A 17,778-nucleotide genomic window follows, 5' to 3' on the forward strand; every position below is an offset into this window, starting at 1 on the left:
GAAGCAGCTCTTATTTGTTTCCTTACTATCAGGGAGCTGTTACATTAGAGACATCCGTTGTCTCCGCAGCAGCGTCCTTATATTTACGCAGGATGGATACTTCTACCCGGCGGTTCTTGGCCCGCCCGGCAGCCGTAGCATTGCTAGCGATGGGATGATATTCGCCAGAGCCGGTCGGGCTGAACTTCGTCGGGTCCAGGTTGGGATTCAGCAGCAGAATCTTCATGAACTCAAGGGCACGATCTACACTAAGATCCCAGTTCGAGGAGTACGTGCTGTTGGAGATCGGAACATTATCGGTATGCCCCTGCACCAATACTTCATAATCAGGGAATTGCTGCAGCATAGTTGAGATCGACTTAGCCAACTGGCGGGATTCATCTTTCACTACAGCCTGTCCCGAAGCGAAGAGGGCATTGTCGCTAATCGTGATCATCAGCTGGGACTGATTCAGCTTGGTGCTAAGCAAATCGGTCATTCCGTTGTTCTTGATGTACTGGTCGAACTGCTTCTTCAGCTTCTCCAGATCCTCCTGCTCCTTGGCACGGAGCTTGGACAGATCGGAGGTGCCGGTGTTCTTGGCAATCACATTGTTCATTTTATCCTGCTTGCCCTGGTCCAGCTGGGTGCTGGTCGGAGAATCCGACCGGTACTCCAGGACGCCGCCGCCGCCGCTGAGCGCTGAATTGAAGGCTTCAGCCATTTGCTGGAACTTCACGGCGTCCGTAGCGCTCATGGCGTACATAACAAGGAACAGAGCAACCAGCAAGGTCATCAGATCGGAATAGGGAAGCAGCCAGGATTCATCGGCATGCTCTTCATGTTCCTCATGCCTAGTCTTTTTGCTCACTGGAAGCCCCCTCCTTCTCGCTCAGCTTGGCACGCTCGGACGGAGTCAGGAAGACGGACAGCTTCTGGTTAATAGCTATGGTAGACACCCCGGACTGGATGGAGAGCAGACCCTCCACCATCATCAGGCGGACTTCAATCTCGCGTTTGGATATCCGCTTCAGCTTGTTGGCCATAGGGTGCCACATGACATAACCGGTGAATATCCCGAGCAGGGTTGCAATGAAGGCACCGGCAATCGCGTGGGCCAGGACGTCCATATTACTCATATCACCCAAGGCGGCAATCAGCCCGATAACAGCCCCGAGTACCCCTAGTGTAGGGGCATACATCCCGGCCTGGGAGAAGATCAAGGCTCCGGCTTTATGTCTGTCTTCAGTGGCATGAATATCTTCCATTAATACATCACGGACGAACTCCTGATCATTGCCGTCAATAATCATCCGCATGCCGTTTCGGAGGAAGTTATCTTCAATTTCATCGACATTGGACTCCAGAGCCAGCAGCCCTTCGCGGCGGGTAATGGATGCCCATTCCATGAACATGGTAATCAGTTCGGGCTTACCGACCATCTTTTTCTTTGTAAACAGGATCTTCAACAGCTTAGGGAAATTCTTGACTTCCGACATCGGAAAGGCCATGAAGATGGAGGCAGCCGTGCCAAGAAAAATAATGACATAGGCAGCGGGGTTGTTCAAGCTTGCAAGTGGAGCATGCTTGAGTATCATCCCCCAGATTACTGCGATCAGACCAAACACCAGGCCTAGAATTGTTGAGATTTCCATTTATGCACCTCGTCCATGAGAATTAAGAAGTGATCGACTAACCGCGTAATTCGTCCTTGAACCGCGGGAGAACACTCTGTTCGTAACCAAATCACGTATATTCTTCTTTATCGACATCATTCCCTTTTTTGTGAAGTGATTTTTTCGGCTATAATAGATAAGGTAGGTTATTATTCATCAGCGAAGAAAACGGAGTGATTGATGTGGGAGTTAAGCATGGCAGGGATTACGGTGAAATTCTGGTTGAACTGACAGGAGCCGTTGGACGGATTGCAGACGGGTACATTTTTTTTGAAATGGAGCCTGAAGAGTGGACGAATCTGCCGGAGGAATCGAGGCAGGAGGTCTGGGAGGCGCTTGCGGAAGACCTGTTCTACGCGCTGGGCAACGAGCCGGTCATTCAGGTGGGCAGCGGAGTTGTGATGTACGATAAAGAAACACACCGCATTAATATTCTGCTGGGCGATGAGGATCTGGCTTCGGTCGTTCTTGTATAAAGCAGGGGAAAAATGCGGCAGCGGGTTTGTCCCGGGCATCCGGCCATGTTAAAATTGGAAGTGGAGTACTAATTGCCGGGATGTCAGAATACATTTAATCAAAAATCTTTGGCCTGGCACATCCCTTGGACTTTCAGAAGCTGAGGGATGTTTTATTTGAAGGAGAAGAGCAGGCTGAAGGAACCGTTAACTTAGCAAGGGAGGAAACGAATTGCAATTAACTGAGGAACAACTGCAGGAGCAGATCGGCAAGCTTGAGGGCTGGAAGCTGGAGAGGGATAGGCTGGTGCGCAAATATATGTTCAGTGAATATATGAAGGGAATTGCCTTTGTGGATGAGGTAGCGACAATTTCGGAGGCCTTTGACCATCACCCGCATATCACCATTGATTACAAGACGGTTGTTCTGCGGCTGGCTGCAGATGTGGAGAAGCTTGATCTCCGCCAGGCGCATGAATTTAATGAGGCATTCGAGAAGACCCGCTAGAGGACAAGGCCCCTATGGAGACAACAGGAATATCTAATTAATAGAAATGCCCGTGCAAGGATCGTTCGTTATCCTCGTCACGGGCATTATACATTTAAAATGAGGAGCATGGTGTGAGTACAGGTTGCGGATTATTTCTTCTCGGCCAGCCATAGGGCTACATTCGCAATCTCTTCAGGGGCCAGCCTGTCTTTGAAGGGAGGCATCTGTCCGCGGCCCTTGGTGACTATGCTGAAGATCTGAGCTGCGTCATGCGAAGCGCCTTCCTGCTGCAGGCTGGGTCCCGCCCCGCCCTGAAGCTGGTCTCCGTGGCAGGAGATACAATTGGCCTTCACTGTGGCTTCTGCGCCCGCAGCGTCCAGCACAACCTCCGGCATGGTCGGCTTGTTCTGCTCCGCCACCTCGGATTTACCGGGTAGGGTAAACATTAAGATTACTGCAAAGGCACAGGCGGCAAAAAACAAACCGCTCATGATCCATTTCTGCATCTGCATCCGTCCCTCCATGTAAGCTGCTGTCTCCATTATAGCGGATGGTGAAGCGTTATCATAGTATGTGTGTCAAAAAAATGAACACAAATGATCCATTTTTTGCAAAACTCTCTTGTCTCCGGTGCTATTCCTCATAGACCATGCAATAAAAAGGCTTATTACCGGTCGGAGTGCGGCGTTCATAGGTATCCGTTATGGTGAACCCGCATTTCTGGTAGGCGCGGATGGCGCGCTGGTTCCAGGTCAGCACCTCCAGGTCGATCTCACATTCCGGGTAACGCGACCGTGCTGCCTGCACAATAGCCTTCATGAACAGATGCCCCATTCCATGGCCGCACAGCTCGGGCCGCATTCCGACACCAAGCCGGACTACCCCCTCCATCGGAAAGAGCTGGGCGAAGCCGCACAGATCCCCCTCTCCATTCACAACCGATACATATTGCCTACTTCGCAGCTGCGGGTCTCCGAACTCCACGCCCAGCGCCTGCATCTGCTCCCAGGACATCCAGCCGTAAATATTATACGGCGGCTTGTAGCTCCACTCACAGATCTCAGCGGCATGCTGCGGCTCCATAGGCACCACGTAAAAGGTTAGCGGGGAGCTAATCATTAGGCGAGGCCTCCTTCCAGGGGAAATAAATTCAATATAATTATATACAAAAACAGCGAGTTTCGACGCAATTTCCTTGCGGAAATGCAGGAACTTGACAAACGCCAAAATATATTTTCCGAAAGCGCAGAATCAGTGTTTTACAAATATAGAGAGGGGTAAGTAATTTTATAGACAAAAAAAGCCCTTCTCCAAGATTTCGGCAAAAATCTCGGAAAAGAGCGTTAGGTTACAAAGGATTATTGTACATCATCGTTGTCTTGGGAATCCGAAGCTACAGTCTTGTAGGCATCTGTACTCATGATTCGCTTGGCGCCAACGTAGCGGTTGACGTAATAGCTGTCACTCAGCGAACTGATGGTTACACCACGTGAGGAAGAGGCATGGGCGAATTCGCCGTCACCAACATAAATACCTACATGGGATATGCCCTTACCGCTTGTATTGAAGAATACAAGGTCGCCTGGTCTCATCTCGTCACGGGACACGGCAGTGCCCATCTGATACTGGGAGCCGGATTGATGGGGCAGGTTAATGCCGATCTTATCAAAAACATACATTGTAAATCCGGAGCAATCAAACCCGTTAGTTGATGTACCGCCGGACACGTATTTGGTTCCGATGGCTTTGTCGATCACTTTATCCATTTTGGAATCCGCGAAAGCGCTTCCTGCTCCGATGGTGAAGATAATGGACAAGCTTAGTACTGCGGCTGCTAGCTTCTTCTTCAAAAGTAAATACCCCTTCCAATGCCTACGAGGTTAGCTTAAGGGTTCGGTTGAAGGTCCCCTATGACCCCTCTTAGAATAGGAGGTCAATTCACCCAAAGTGGTTCCCCCGTTTCCCTAATTCATTAGGGAACTCGGCACGACTGTTGATTAGGATTAGCGGTTCATTCAATACATGACAAAACCTTTGTTAAAAGCGATTCAATAATTACAAAAATGTTACTAAAAACTCACTGCGATAATTGTAACAAAGACTTCGGCACTTGGCAATCACTTATAACATATTAATGCATCTTTTTTGCTGTTTTTTAGAGTTATAGCCCTTTCCAAAGACTCATATCTATGCGCAGGGGTTAATTTATATGATTATTTCTTTGTTTTTGCAAAAAAATGCTGTTTCAAGGCTGCGAATTCGGTGTAAAAGGTAGAATAAGGAAAAGGAAAAACCCGGAAATGATTACGGCAATAATCATCCCGGGCTCGTATAAGTTACATTTAGTTGTTAGAGGCTGAAATATTCGGGGTATGCTTCAAGGGGTCAATCGTAAGCGACAGCTTGGTAGGCTGTTGTGCTCATTACTCGTTTGGCGCCAACGTAGCGGTTGGCCCAGTAGGACTGGCTCATCGAACTGATGGTTACACCACGTGAACTTGAGGACTGTGCGAACTTCCCGTTTCCAACATAAATACCGACATGGGACACTCCGTTACCCAGGGTATTGAAGAACACGAGATCACCGGAACGCAGATTGCTCTTGGATACACTTGTTCCAACTTTGAACTGTGCTTTGGAGGTACGGGGCAAGGTAAGCCCGACATTCTTGAACACATACTTGGTAAATCCGGAACAGTCGAAGCCGCTGGTGGTTGTACCCCCGGTTTTATACGACGTTCCAATGGTTTTTGAAATCACAGTATCCATTTTGGAATCTGCGAAGGCACTGCCCGCTCCGAGTGTGAATACCATCACAAGACCCAGCGCTGCTGCGGTGCATTTTTTCTTGAAATTCTGACTAATCAAAAGATGTACTCCTTCCAGGGCCTGCGAGGTTAGCTTAAGGATTCGGTAGAAGGTTCCCCTATGACCCCTCTAAAGCGAGATCAATTCACCCAAAATATGGTTCCCCCACTTCCCGGTGCAGGGAATTCGGCGTTTTATGCACCAGAACAGTGACTTATCGGTATTGCTTAAATTGCAAGAGTTACGGAATATTTTGCTTGAAAGATTACAACTTTGTTACTACTGGTACAGCCATCATTGTATCAGAGGATTTCCCCTTTTGCAAATGCTTTTGTCCTCTGTTCAAGCAAAAAAGAGTCCTGCTCCCTGATAAGGGGCTGTGACTCTCTTTAGTATGCCGCTTCAGCAGCTTATTATTGTGGAAATGATTTACTGGACCAAAGGTGGTACTGGGCAGCGATTCCCCACATATCGAACAGCGTGGAGGGCAGCGGAGCTGCCTGGCGGAGCATAAGGGCCGGCAATCCGGGATAGAACAGAGCAGAGGCGCTGCAGAGCAGAATTACGGCCAGGCTTCCCGCCCCCAGAACGATGGATATACCGATCGAAGGCATCAGCATCTTCAGGCAGATCAGCAGTGAGGAGAACATGCCGGTACCGGCGGTATAGCCGAATTGCATATAGAGCAGAAGCTTGCGGACAAGGAAGAGATAGAGCAGCCAGCCCAGCACATAAGGCACCAGCTTCAGCAGAAGCTGGACATCGAGAACGCCGCTGAGCAGATGACGGTACATACGCGGAAGCAGCCAATAGAGCGGCAGGAGGGTTAGCGCCCATTCGATGAGGCTGAACACCAGCACCGGCAGCCCATATTTTCTCATTCCGGGAAAAAAGAACAGTCCCCGCGCTCCGTCGCGCTCCTGGTGAAGCTCGTGCAGCAGCCCTGCACGGATAAAGGGAGTCACCAGCAGCCTTAGCACTGTCAGCGCAAGCAGCATCCACAGCCAGTGCTGGACGGCGGGGTCGGTGCGCAGCGCGGTCTGCCCCTCGATATAATACAGCAGCCTGCCTATTCCGCTGCCGCCGGCATTCGCATCCGGGTAGCGGAGCAGGACGGGGACAACCGCGCTTTTAATGAATTTGTACAGGAAATATCCCCAGAACAGCCGGTAGATAAATAGCAGAATCAATATATAGAATTGCTCTTTCATGCTGATCCAACCGCGGGCAATTGAACTTTTCACCATTCCTTCACCTCACCAGACAAGAGTTCCGAGCAGGGTTTCAAGCAGAGTTGATGCACTAAGCGTCCAGCGGGAGAGTGTACGCGGCTCAAGCTCCGCCATTCTGAAATTATTAAGATGCCTGCTCTCCAGCAGAATGGAATGCCCCGGATCGATCTCTGCGGAGACCAGCGGCGCTTTATACGCTAACTCAAAGGAAGTAGCCTTACCCTCGCCATTCCAGTATTGCTGCACCGTGTACCCGTCTGCGAAGGTGAATTTCACGGGAACATCGGGGTACAGGCTGCCCTTATTGCTTACATCAACCACAGCGCTATAGCGGCTCCCCCCGCCGTCACTGTTGTCCCGTCTGACGGTGAGCCTGATATCGTCAACTGCGAAGTCGGGTGCCCCCCCGCTATAGACATACCGCTCAAAATACGTCTGCCAGGATTGCTTGGTCACTTTCTCCACAACCTTCTGGAAGTCGGCGGTGGTCGGATGCTGGAAGCGGTATTTGCGGGCATAGGCGGCGAGGATGGCGTCCATATTCTTGGTCCCGGCGATGCGTTCGATATCCTTCAGCACCAGCTTGCCCCGGATGTATACATTGCGCGTGTAGGCGTCATCACCGGTGTATTTCCAGGTCTCCAGCTTAAGCGGCTGTGAAGAGGAGACCAGGCTGGACTGCAGCGGGAGGCTTGAGACCACACCGTATTCCTGTTCCATCAGCCGGTCTTCGGCATAAGAGGTGAAGCTCTCATCCAGCCAGGCTTCTTCGAATTCATTGCTGGCCACCAGACCGTAGAAATATTGGTGCCCGATCTCATGGATGATCGTGCGCTCCAGGGAGGTGCCCGGTGAAGTGTCCGTGGCGCCGAAGGCGGTAATCAGGGTCGGATACTCCATTCCTCCGGCCCCGTTGCCGGACTCCGGCGGGACGACAATCGATAAGGTAGAGTAGGGATAAGGGCCGTACCACTTGCTGAATGCCATCAGTGCAGCCTCAGCCGCCTGAAAGTAACGCTCCTGGAGATGCTTATGCAGCGGGTCCAGATAGAGCTTAATCTTCACCCCGGGCACCTGCGGCGCGGAGAAGGCCTTCTCGGCAACCACGAAATCAGGCGATGCCGCCCAGGCGAAGTCGTGGACGTCATCTGCATAGAACTGATAGATCTTGCGCCCCTTCACCACCTTGGCGTCTCTCACCGGAAACCCGGTTGCGGCGACCTTATACTCGGGCGGGACAGAAATCGATACATTGTAAATTCCAAAATCACTGTAGAACTCGGAGTTGCCGTGGTATTGATGCAGGTTCCAGCCCTCTTCCTTGAGTCCTCTTCTGCCGGCAGGCTCATAGACGCTAAGCTTCGGAAACCACTGGCCGGCCATCACGAAGTCGCCAGCGGTTCCCATCCGGGCGAAAATTTTCGGCAGCTTGACCTCGAATTTAAGCCTTACCGTAACGCTCTCGCCGCCGTTCACCGGCTGCGGCAGATGGACCTTGAGCAGTGTTCTGTCATTGACATTGCCGTCGTCCGGCTGCACATATTGGGTGCGCTGCATCAGCGAAATGCCCTCGGAGGTCCGCAAATCTGTCAGGGTAATGCTCCCGTAACCCCCAGCAGGCATGGTGTCACCGCGAAGCGTGCCCCCGGACTCCTTCATGAAGGTGGTGCCGGCGGATGAGAATGCATTGGGATACAGATGAAAGTAGAGCTCCTGGACCGGCTTTGCGCCCGGATGGGTCCAGGTCAGCGTCTCGGAGGCGACCAGGGTCTCCTTATCAGGCAGGAGCTCCACATCCATGTGATATTCAACCACGCGCTGGCTTAAAGCCTCTGTCTCCGATGTGTAGATCGTATCTGAAAGATCGGACTGCACGGGCTGCTGCCGGGGGATAATGGCGGGGGACTTGGCCTCTTTTGGAACAGAGGCAGTCCATACGGCAGGGCTATGCCCTGACAGAAACCATATTCCGCCTCCAAGCAAGGTGAGGACAGCCAGGACTGCGAAGATGAGGGTATACCTTAATGAATGTGGCTTCATACTATGATTCCTCCCGTGACAAGCATCTACGGGATGTATATGTTTGCAATCGCCGCATTATTAGCTAAAATTAAATAATTAGTGAATGGAAAGGATGTGCACATGTGGATAACGTACAACCGGAGGGCAAAAAACAAATTGCCTTGAATATTGTGAACGCCAGAGCCAAGCATAAAGGCTTCGGTGCAGGCTCGATTGATCTGAACAATGTATCGCCTGTCATTATTGATCAGGGCATCGCCGTTATTGATATAGGTGCCATGCATGCCAAGAGCAAAGTGGAGAAGGGAATTAAATTCTCTATGAACCGTGAGGATGTTCCGGCGGGAAGACAGGTTTGGGTCGTATGGGTCGCCGTTGACCGTACCCCGGAGGGACAGTTCTACGGCGGAATTACCGCCTGTGAGATGTGGATTGACACCGAAGCGCGGCGCGGCTGGAAGATTCTTGCGGATCATGTAAATAAGCTGGATGCGGCCTTGAAGCGCAAGCTTATTCTGGATGGACTTGGAAGTGCTGAGCGGGCAGCGCTGAAATCCCTGCTGATGGCCCATAATGAAGAGTGGTGGGCCGCTTCGCCTGAGGAGCTGAAAGCTGCGCTATCGGAATAGAAGATCAGGTTATATGCTTCGCCCAAAAATTAAGGCTTGGCCCCAACGGGGCCAAGCCTTATCTGATGTCTAAGCAGGGATGAATGGATAACGGTTACTGCGGATCTGTTCTGCCGGGAGTGTTCAGCTTGCGCTTGAGTTGGCTGACTCTGGCTTGGCTGATGCCGAGAACCTCGGCAAGCTCCTTCTGGTTGGCATAGGGATGATCTTCGATCGCTTTCATAAGACGCAGACTCATTTCTTCGGTCTTGCTTCTCCGTCCCCCGCGGGCTGGCTCGGGATGCTCTTCTGCTGAACTAGGGGAGGCATGGATGGGTTCTGATCCGCGGTCGGGGTCACTAAGCTCCTTCAGACAGGTGTTGCAAATGAACTGATCCTTATAGTAGGTCACATGATCAAGACTTCTGCAAAAGGTGCATTCTGTGGAGGTGTACTTTCGGAGGACGATGATATCCTCATCCAGTATAAAAAATTCGATAGGATCCCCAATGTCAATATTACGTGTCATGCGGATTTCTACGGGAACCACAATTCTTCCGAGACTGTCTAAGCTTCGGATCATGCCTGTATCTTTCATCCCATGTCCCTCATTTACATCTTTATATTTTTTGTAGATATATATGATTATAGCAGTAATTGTAAGTTTAGAGAACGGGGGAAGCGTATACAAATAGGGGGATTTATTGTCATTTTATAGGAGTGTTTATCATTTTTTGGCGCCTAAGGGTGCGGAGATCAAAATATAGAAGAAAAACCTCTCCGCCTGGAAAGCTCCAAGGGAGAGGCTGATTAGGGTTCTCTTATTAATACCCAATATACCACAGCCGAAACAGCGGTATAGGCCTTTAGACCAGCCTGTGGGGCTGTGCCTGCGGATCGCTGACCGAGACATAAGGATTGCCCTTCAGATAGAAGCGCCAGGGGCGCCCGGCATACTCTTCCGCATAAGGAATATTGATGCGCGGGGCCTCGACAATATCCAGGGACTCCGGGTCATCCCCCTGCTCGATGCTCAGCGGGCCTTCCGGCAGATCGAACCTGGTATTGTTAAGACTCTTGTCAATCCGCAGCGCCCGGCACAGCTTGCCCGGCCCGCCCGAGAGGTCCGAGGGCTTCCTCACGGCAACTCCTCTATATGCCGCCATAAGCTCGGCATCCCTCTCCGTAAGCGGCTCTACTGCCCGGATCAGAACGGCATGCGGCTCGTCCTGAGCGGCAGTTACGACATTCAGGCAATGGTACATGCCGTAGATCAGGTATACATACACTGCGCCTCCGGCGCTAAACATGACCTCCGTCCTGGCGGTCCGGCGGCTGCCATACGCATGGCTGCCTTTATCCTCGGCACCTCCGTAGCTCTCTGTCTCCACAATGCGGCAGCGGATGTTCCCGTCTTCCGTGCGGCGGACCAGATGCTGGCCAAGAAGGCGCGGCGCTGCTTCAACTGCTGCGAGCTTGTAGAGCTCAGGCTGCAGCAGCTGTGGCGCGTCCGGCTCAAGGCCAGCGGAGTGATTCGGCTTCATGAATGGATGGCACACCTTCCTGCGGCGGAGTTAGGCGGGCGTACGCCTCTGCCGGTCTCCCCATCGTAACGCAGACAGCGGGGAGCGGCAATCCCAGGTTAATTCATCCACCAGCGCTTGATATTATTCCAAAGGGAATGCTCTTCCTTGACCGGATCGGCAGGGCCGGAAGGATCGGAGCTTCCGGAAGCACCGGGTTCACCGGAGCTATGCTGGTCACAATATGCGGTAGGCTCTGTGCCGCTGATGAAGGTCTCCAGCTTTTTCTCCGGACAGTCTGCTGTAGCCAGCATGCCGGACAGCGGATCGATATATACGCTGACCACGCCATCGGGAATGGGAAAAATCTTCGGCGGCACATTCTCCAGTGCTTTTTCCGTGAATCCGGCGAAGATCGGTGCTGCCCGCCTGCCGTCGGTGGTCGCAATATCGCGGCCCTTATCGTATCCGACCCAGACGGCGGTTGAGAGCTCAGGCGTGAAGCCTACCATCCATCCGTCGGTATCTGTAGTGCCGGTCTTGCCGGCAACCGGACGCTTGATCATCGAGGCCACCCGGTTCCCGGTGCCTCCGCTCTCAAAGACCCCCTCCATCAGCCGGGTTAACACGTAAGCCGCTGCCGGCTCAACCACGGGCTGACCCTCTGGCTGAGGAGCTTCATATAGAAGATGTCCGCCCGCATCCGTGATCTTCAGGACCGCAGTGACCGGCTGCTTCACTCCGCCATTCGCAATCACTGCGAAGGCTGCGGCCATCTCCAGCGGGCTGACAGGCGAGGTTCCAAGCGCCAGAGAAGGAACGCTCTGCAGCGGGCTGTTAATCCCCATGGCGGCCGCCATGGCGGCGACCTTATCTGCCCCGATCTTCATAATAGTATTCACTGCATAGATATTGTCGGACGCAGCAATGGCCTGCCGCATATTAATCTCTCCCAGATATTTATCCCCGAAATTCCGGGGCTGGTACGTCTTGCGGTTGTTATCATAATGGAACAGCGTCGGCTGGCTGTTGAAGACGGACAAGCCGGTCATTTCTTTGGTCGACAGCGCCGCCAAATACATAATCGGCTTAAAGGAAGAGCCGGGCTGGCGCGTCTTTGCCAGCGCATGGTTGAAGGAGCTGGTCCGGTAATTTGTGCCCCCGACCATAGCCTTCACATAGCCGGTGCGGGGATCAACGGACACCAGGGCCGTCTCCAGCTCGCTGCTGTGGTCCATGCCTTGATCCACCGCCGCTTCCGCAGCCTGCTGCATATCCGGGTCAAGCGTTGTATAGACATTCAGCCCGCCCCGGTCCAGCTCGTCACTGCTGATATGCAGGCTGTCGATCACCTGACTGCGCACATAATCGCGGAAATAGGGTGCAGCCACCGTGGTATCCTTTTGACCCTGTGGGCTCAGCTTCAGCTGCTCCTTGGCAGCCTCCTGTGCCTGCGACTCCGTAATAACCCCCGTCTCGACCATGGCGGCCAGGATAATGCCTTGACGCTTCAAGGCGCTGTCCAGATGATTATAAGGAGAATAATAGGTGGGTCCCTTGGGCACTCCGGCCAGCAGGGCGCTCTCCGCCAGATCCAGATCTGCGGCAGCTTTACCGAAATACATCCGGGCCGCAGCCTCGATTCCGTAAGCGCCGTGTCCGTAGTAGATTTCATTTAAATACATATTCAGGATTTCATCCTTAGAGTATTTCATTTCCAGCTGCAGAGTGTATAGCGCTTCCTTGGCCTTGCGGGTCCAGGTCTTCTCATGGGTCAGGTACAGATTGCGCGCGAGCTGCTGGGTTAAGGTGCTGGCCCCTTGCGTGCGTCTGCCCGCCTCCAGATTGGCGAGCACCGCTCTCCCCATGCCTTTCAGATCAAAGCCGATATGATTATAGAATTTCCGGTCCTCCACAGCCAGCGTGGCCTTGATGAGCAGCGGGGAGATCCGGTTAAGCTCAACAGGCTCGCGGCTGCGGCCGTCTGTAGTGAAGGTGGTCATCACATTGCCCCGTGCGTCAAGCAGTCTGGAGCGGACATCATCCCCGAGCGGGGGGAGCGGCTTCTGATATAGGTATCCAAGCAGAGCGCCGGCTGCCAGGAGGAAGAGCAGGGCGGAGACGGCCAGCAGCCGAAAGAGCAGGCGGAAGCGGCGTTTGCGGACTTTGGGTGTGGCAGAATCGCGCGTCATGGTATCAGGCTCCTTCGAATTCAAGCAGTGACACAGGCTGGCCCCGTGAGGGCTGCTGCGGCTTGTATTCCTCATTATGGGAAAGGATGAGAGGAGATATTCACCATTGGCAGAGAAAGCGGAACTTGCCCGACCCGGCGGGGAACTAGGGAGTGTCCTTTAAAAGGACGGCAAAGCCGTTTCTACTTGTGAACGGTTATGGTAAAATTTTAGATACTTATGAAAATGCATGTAACTATCATGCACGGGAGGACTGCCGCCATGGCTTTTCGCGTATCTGCTGTACAATATCATCTGCACACCATCTCCTCCTTCGGGGAGTTTGCTGCCGAGTGTGAGCACTATATCAAGACGGCCGGCGAGTACGGCGCCGAATTTATTCTCTTCCCTGAATTTCTTACGACACAGCTGATGTCGATAGGAGGCGAGGACGGGGAGGCGCTGGGGATTGAGGATCTGCCGCAGTTCACGGACCGTTACCTGGAGATGTTCTCCGGGTACGCGAGGAAGTATGCGGTACACATTATTGGGGGGACCCATGTGCTGCGGCGCAGCGGCAAGCTGTATAATGTAGCCCATCTTTTTTACCCGGACGGAAGAATTGCCGAGCAGGCCAAGCTGCATATTACCCCTGCTGAGGTAGAGGGCTGGAATATGGGGGCGGGTGAGGAGCTTCAGGTATTCCAGACAGATCATGGGACCATTGCCATGCTGACCTGCTATGACATTGAATTCCCGGAGATTGTACGCATGGCCCGGGCCAAGGGCGCAGATGTGATCTTCTGCCCGTCCTGCACGGATGACCGCCACGGCTTCCACCGGGTACGGTATACAAGCCACGCGCGGGCTATCGAGAATCAAGTCTACGTGGTGCTGACCGGGACCGTAGGCTCCTTACCTACCGTTGATCTGATGCGGGCCAACTTCGGCCAGGCGGCGATTATCACACCCAATGACATTCCGTTCCCTCCGCAGGGTCTGCTGGCCGAAGGAGAGATCAACAACGATATGATCATCACCGCCGATCTGGATCTGGAGCTGCTGTACCGCGTCCGGGAACACGGGTCTGTAACCACGTGGCGTGACCGCCGCACCGATCTGTACACCGACTGGACGTAAGGGGGAGACAAACGGATGTATTATAAGAAGTTCTACGCTCTGGACGGCAAGACGCCGGTGCCTGCGGTGATCCGTTCCTATACGGAAGCTGACTTCACCGAGCTGATCACGATTCAGTCCGAGGCGTTCCCGCCGCCTTATCCTGCGGAGCTGTGGTGGAACCGGGAGCAGCTGCTGAATCACGTGACACTTTTTCCGGAAGGGGCCTTATGTGTAGAGGTGGCCGGGGAGCTGGCCGGATCGGTTACCGGATTTCTGATGAATTTCGACCCGGAGGCGCCGGCGCATCATCATACGTGGTCAGAGGTTACGGCAGACGGTTATCTCACTACGCATCAGCCGGGCGGGAACACGCTGTATATCGCGGATTTGTGTGTCCGTCCCGGGTACCGCAAGCTGGGTCTGGGCAAGGAGCTGGTCCAGTCGTTATACCATGTGGTCGTGCAGCAGAAGCTGGAGCGGCTGCTGGGAGCGGGCCGGATGCCGGGCTATCACCGGGTGGCCGGGCAGATGACAGCGGAAGAGTATCTGGCCGGGGTTATCGCCGGAAGCTGGTCTGATCCGGTGATTACTTTTCTGCTGCGGTGCGGCCGGTCTCCCGTTCGTGTGGTCGCAGGTTATCTGGAGGACGAGGAATCAGGGAATTACGCAGCGCTGATGGAATGGCGGAATCCTTTTCAATAAATGAATACAGCCTATCACTTGGAGGAGATCCCTTGACTATGGATTATAGAAGAATTACAGATATTGCCGACCCGTTGTTCAGAGAGGTGCATCAGCTGCTGTCGGATGTATTTCCGCCCGAGGAAGTGCTGGAGTACAGCTTGTGGAAGGAGCCGCTTGCCGATCCGGGAATACGCGTGTTCGCTGCGGTGCATGAAGGGAAGGTTGTAGGCACTACGGAATACCGTTACTATGCCGACTGGAATGTAGCGATGACCGATTTCACCATCATTGGCCGGGAAGGGCTGGGCATTGGCCGTTTTCTGGCGCGTCAACGCTTGAAGGACCTGGAGAAGCTGGCGGCTGAGAATCACACGGAGCTGCTGGGGATGTTCGCTGAGATCTATGATCCGTACCGTGTGGGATATGATTTTGGCGGAATTAAGCCGATGGACCCGTACGTCCGCCGTGAAGTTCTGTCGCATTTGGGCTATAAAAGAATAGATATTCCCTATGTCCACCCTTCCTGGCAGGGAGATGGCGAGGCCGTGTCCGGTCTGGACCTCTGCTTCATGCCCGGAGATGAGGAGCTGGAGAGCCTCGCGGCGCCGCTGGTGGCCGATTTCCTGACCCGTTATTACGCCGTGCTGGAGGACAAGCCGGAAGCCTGGACATCGATGATCAGCCAGCTTCGCGGCAGGGAGAGTGTGGCATTATTGCCGCTGTGAGGGCCAGGGCAGATGAAAAAGCGATTGAAATGCCCTCCTGATCTGGATATAGTGTACAATGGGAAAGCGAATATGACCTCTATGATTACAAGTACGAATAAGCGGGGAACATGTGATGACTGAAGGACCGCAAGGCAAATACGGCGTTTCGGTAACGCTGGAGAGTGTGCAGGGCACAGAGCGTAGTGTGGTACATGCTGCAGGAGAGGCTATTGCCAAGGGGCAGGCGCTGTACATCATTTATGAAGAGCAGCAGACCGCGCCCGAAGGCGCAGCAGTTGTGGTACGCAACACACTGAAGATTTCAGAGGGCAGAATCAAGCTTATCCGCCATGGCGCTGTCCAGTCGGAGCAGTCCTTTGAGCTGGGGCAACCGCTGCCCGGATTCTACCGCTCGCCTTATACACAGTTCAATCTCACCACAGACACGAAGACACTGGACATCAAGCGCGAAGGAAGATCGCTTGCCGTTTCATGGGAATATGATCTCTACGTATACGGGGAAATATCAGGACAGTTCGCTATAAGTTTGAATATACAGGAGGAACCACAATCATGACACAATCTTTAAATCCGCTCCAGCTTGCCCATGAACGGGTGAAGGAGGCCATCGCCGATGCGGTAGTAGCCGCAGGTCTGGTGTCCCGCGAAGAGCTGCCGGCCATTGTGCTGGAAGTACCGAAGGACAAGGCCCATGGAGATATGGCTACGAATGCTGCGATGCAGCTGACCAAGATTGCTAAGCGTAACCCCCGGCAGATCGCCGAGGCGATTATAGAGCATCTGGATACGGGCCGCGCTTCTATTGAGAAGGCGGAGATTGCCGGACCGGGCTTCATTAACTTCACTTTGTCCAAAAGCTATCTCTACCCCGTGATCGCACTTGTGGCCGAGCAGGGTGACGGTTATGGCCGTGTGAACATAGGCCAGGGCAAGCGTGTAGAAATGGAGTTCGTCAGCGCGAACCCTACCGGCAGCCTTCATCTGGGACATGCCCGCGGGGCTGCGGTCGGCGATGCCCTGTGCAACGTGCTGGATTATGCCGGCTACAACGTGACCCGGGAATACTACATTAATGATGCCGGCAACCAGGTCGCCAATCTGTGCAAATCCATCGAGACCCGGTACCTGCAGGAGCTGGGCCAGCCGGCCGAGATGCCGGAGGACGGTTATCATGGAGAGGACATCAAGGGCTTCGCCAAGGAGCTGGTGGCGGAGAAGGGCGATTCCCTGCTGGCTATGACACCAGGCGACCGGGCGGCATTCTTCCGTACCTACGGGCTTGCCAAGGAGCTGGACAAAATCAAACGCGACCTCAGCCGGTTCCGGGTTAACTTCGATATCTGGTTCAGTGAAACCTCCCTCTATGAGAACGGAGAAGTGCTACGTTCACTGGATGAGCTCCGCGAGCGCGGAGAAGTCTATGAGAAGGAAGGCGCCACCTGGCTTGCGACCACCAAATACGGCGATGATAAAGACCGCGTGCTGATCAAGAACGATGGCACGTATACGTACCTCACACCGGATATCGCCTATCACAGCGACAAATACGGCCGCGGCTACGACACGATGATCAACATCTGGGGAGCCGACCACCACGGCTACATCCCACGGATGAAGGCGGCCATGGCGGCGCTCGGCAATGATCCCGAGAAGCTCGTAGTGCTGATCGCCCAGATGGTCAGCCTGTTCCAGGACGGCGAGAAGGTCAAGATGTCCAAGCGTACCGGCAAAGCCGTGACGATGGAAGACCTGATGGAGGAAGTCGGAATCGACGCAATCCGTTACTTCTTCACCATGCGCAGCATGGATTCGCATCTGGACTTTGACATGGATCTGGCGATTTCGACATCCAATGAGAACCCTGTATTCTATGTACAATACGCACATGCGCGGATTTGCAGCATATTCCGCCAAGCGGAGGAGCAAGGGATTGTAGTGCCGGATGCAGCCCAGATTGATTACAGCAAGCTGACTGCCGTACATGAATATGATCTGCTCCGCAAAATCGGTGAACTGCCTGCGGAGATTACCATTGCCGCCGAGGGCTATGCACCGCACCGCCTGGTCCGCTATGTATACGACCTGGCTTCGCTGTTCCACAGCTACTACAAGGCAGAGCGCGTAATCACTGAGGATGCCGCTCAGACAGTAGCCCGCCTTGCCCTGCTGGGCGCTGCACGGACGGCCATTGCCAATGTCCTGCGGCTGGTTGGTGTTACCGCACCGGACCGGATGTAACTATACTTGGAAAGCGCCGCCCCTATTTTCTGGGGGCGGCGC

Annotated in this window: 19 protein-coding genes and 2 riboswitches; of the genes, 8 read left to right on the top strand and 11 right to left on the bottom strand. The window is 53.6% G+C overall.

Features of this window, described 5'->3' with window-relative positions; all coding sequences use genetic code 11:
• Positions 1 to 28: 28 nt before the first annotated feature.
• Together motB and motA are read right to left on the bottom strand one after the other, a co-directional pair.
• On the bottom strand, positions 29 to 850 hold the full coding sequence (motB, locus tag C173_RS09805) for a flagellar motor protein MotB (RefSeq protein ID WP_036724421.1): 822 nt from the start codon (positions 848 to 850) through the stop codon (positions 29 to 31).
• Entirely contained in the window at positions 834 to 1,634 is an 801-nt protein-coding gene (motA, locus tag C173_RS09810; RefSeq protein ID WP_036724422.1) for a flagellar motor stator protein MotA, read from the bottom strand. The genes motB and motA overlap by 17 nt, the downstream gene beginning before the upstream one ends.
• A 203-nt stretch (positions 1,635 to 1,837) precedes the next feature.
• On the opposite strand from motA, the gene C173_RS09815 reads away from it, so the two are divergent.
• Together C173_RS09815 and C173_RS09820 are read left to right on the top strand one after the other, a co-directional pair.
• Positions 1,838 to 2,131, top strand: coding sequence for a hypothetical protein (locus C173_RS09815; protein ID WP_036698940.1), 294 nt, complete (start codon positions 1,838 to 1,840; stop codon positions 2,129 to 2,131).
• A gap of 211 nt (positions 2,132 to 2,342) precedes the next feature.
• Positions 2,343 to 2,618, top strand: coding sequence for a 4a-hydroxytetrahydrobiopterin dehydratase (locus tag C173_RS09820; protein WP_036724424.1), 276 nt, complete (start codon positions 2,343 to 2,345; stop codon positions 2,616 to 2,618).
• Between the two features lie 131 nt (positions 2,619 to 2,749).
• On the opposite strand, the gene C173_RS09825 is transcribed toward C173_RS09820, so the two are convergent.
• The 6 genes from C173_RS09825 to C173_RS09850 form a co-directional block, all read right to left on the bottom strand.
• Positions 2,750 to 3,106 carry a c-type cytochrome gene (locus tag C173_RS09825; protein ID WP_036724468.1) on the bottom strand — a complete coding sequence of 119 codons (357 nt, stop codon included), beginning with the start codon at positions 3,104 to 3,106 and terminating at the stop codon, positions 2,750 to 2,752.
• A 127-nt stretch (positions 3,107 to 3,233) separates the two neighbouring features.
• Entirely contained in the window at positions 3,234 to 3,719 is a 486-nt protein-coding gene (locus C173_RS09830; RefSeq protein WP_036724425.1) for a GNAT family N-acetyltransferase, read from the bottom strand.
• Between the two features lie 239 nt (positions 3,720 to 3,958).
• Positions 3,959 to 4,450, bottom strand: coding sequence for a C40 family peptidase (locus C173_RS09835; RefSeq protein WP_036724428.1), 492 nt, complete (start codon positions 4,448 to 4,450; stop codon positions 3,959 to 3,961).
• A 4-nt stretch (positions 4,451 to 4,454) separates the two neighbouring features.
• A riboswitch (cyclic di-AMP (ydaO/yuaA leader) is annotated at positions 4,455 to 4,597 on the bottom strand.
• Between the two features lie 388 nt (positions 4,598 to 4,985).
• A complete protein-coding gene (locus C173_RS09840; protein WP_051477954.1) occupies positions 4,986 to 5,414 on the bottom strand; it encodes a C40 family peptidase in 429 nt (142 codons plus the stop codon).
• A 57-nt stretch (positions 5,415 to 5,471) separates the two neighbouring features.
• Positions 5,472 to 5,610: riboswitch (cyclic di-AMP (ydaO/yuaA leader) on the bottom strand.
• Between the two features lie 211 nt (positions 5,611 to 5,821).
• Positions 5,822 to 6,655, bottom strand: a complete 834-nt coding sequence (locus tag C173_RS09845; RefSeq protein WP_051477953.1) for a hypothetical protein — start codon at positions 6,653 to 6,655, stop codon at positions 5,822 to 5,824.
• 9 nt (positions 6,656 to 6,664) lie between these two features.
• Positions 6,665 to 8,680, bottom strand: a complete 2,016-nt coding sequence (locus C173_RS09850) for a M1 family aminopeptidase (RefSeq protein WP_036724429.1) — start codon at positions 8,678 to 8,680, stop codon at positions 6,665 to 6,667.
• 104 nt (positions 8,681 to 8,784) lie between these two features.
• Between C173_RS09850 and C173_RS09855 the strand changes: the two genes are divergently transcribed.
• Positions 8,785 to 9,291 carry a YwhD family protein gene (locus C173_RS09855; protein ID WP_036724431.1) on the top strand — a complete coding sequence of 169 codons (507 nt, stop codon included), beginning with the start codon at positions 8,785 to 8,787 and terminating at the stop codon, positions 9,289 to 9,291.
• A gap of 94 nt (positions 9,292 to 9,385) precedes the next feature.
• Here the strand turns inward: C173_RS09855 and C173_RS09860 are convergent, their stop codons facing one another.
• The 3 genes from C173_RS09860 to C173_RS09870 form a co-directional block, all read right to left on the bottom strand.
• Positions 9,386 to 9,868 (bottom strand): AbrB/MazE/SpoVT family DNA-binding domain-containing protein, encoded by a 483-nt coding sequence (locus C173_RS09860; RefSeq protein WP_036724433.1) that lies wholly within the window; start codon positions 9,866 to 9,868, stop codon positions 9,386 to 9,388.
• Positions 9,869 to 10,136: 268 nt separating this feature from the next.
• The gene (locus C173_RS09865; protein WP_036724434.1) at positions 10,137 to 10,814 is read right to left on the bottom strand and encodes a DNA-3-methyladenine glycosylase; all 678 of its coding nucleotides are present in this window, start codon (positions 10,812 to 10,814) and stop codon (positions 10,137 to 10,139) included.
• A gap of 98 nt (positions 10,815 to 10,912) precedes the next feature.
• A complete protein-coding gene (locus C173_RS09870) occupies positions 10,913 to 12,985 on the bottom strand; it encodes a transglycosylase domain-containing protein (protein WP_036724436.1) in 2,073 nt (690 codons plus the stop codon).
• Positions 12,986 to 13,246: 261 nt separating this feature from the next.
• On the opposite strand from C173_RS09870, the gene C173_RS09875 reads away from it, so the two are divergent.
• The 5 genes from C173_RS09875 (at position 13,247) to argS (ending at position 17,736) form a co-directional block, all read left to right on the top strand.
• Positions 13,247 to 14,104 carry a carbon-nitrogen hydrolase family protein gene (locus C173_RS09875; protein ID WP_036724439.1) on the top strand — a complete coding sequence of 286 codons (858 nt, stop codon included), beginning with the start codon at positions 13,247 to 13,249 and terminating at the stop codon, positions 14,102 to 14,104.
• A gap of 15 nt (positions 14,105 to 14,119) precedes the next feature.
• Positions 14,120 to 14,788 (top strand): GNAT family N-acetyltransferase, encoded by a 669-nt coding sequence (locus C173_RS09880; RefSeq protein ID WP_036724441.1) that lies wholly within the window; start codon positions 14,120 to 14,122, stop codon positions 14,786 to 14,788.
• 38 nt (positions 14,789 to 14,826) lie between these two features.
• Positions 14,827 to 15,495 (top strand): hypothetical protein, encoded by a 669-nt coding sequence (locus tag C173_RS09885; protein ID WP_036724443.1) that lies wholly within the window; start codon positions 14,827 to 14,829, stop codon positions 15,493 to 15,495.
• Positions 15,496 to 15,610: 115 nt separating this feature from the next.
• On the top strand, positions 15,611 to 16,054 hold the full coding sequence (locus C173_RS09890; RefSeq protein ID WP_036724444.1) for a DUF1934 domain-containing protein: 444 nt from the start codon (positions 15,611 to 15,613) through the stop codon (positions 16,052 to 16,054).
• Positions 16,051 to 17,736 (top strand): arginine--tRNA ligase, encoded by a 1,686-nt coding sequence (argS, locus tag C173_RS09895; protein ID WP_036724447.1) that lies wholly within the window; start codon positions 16,051 to 16,053, stop codon positions 17,734 to 17,736. The genes C173_RS09890 and argS overlap by 4 nt, the downstream gene beginning before the upstream one ends.
• The last annotated feature ends 42 nt before the right edge of the window (positions 17,737 to 17,778 follow it).

This window comes from Paenibacillus sp. FSL R7-277 (assembly GCF_000517965.1).
GTDB lineage: Bacteria > Bacillota > Bacilli > Paenibacillales > Paenibacillaceae > Paenibacillus_AQ > Paenibacillus_AQ silagei.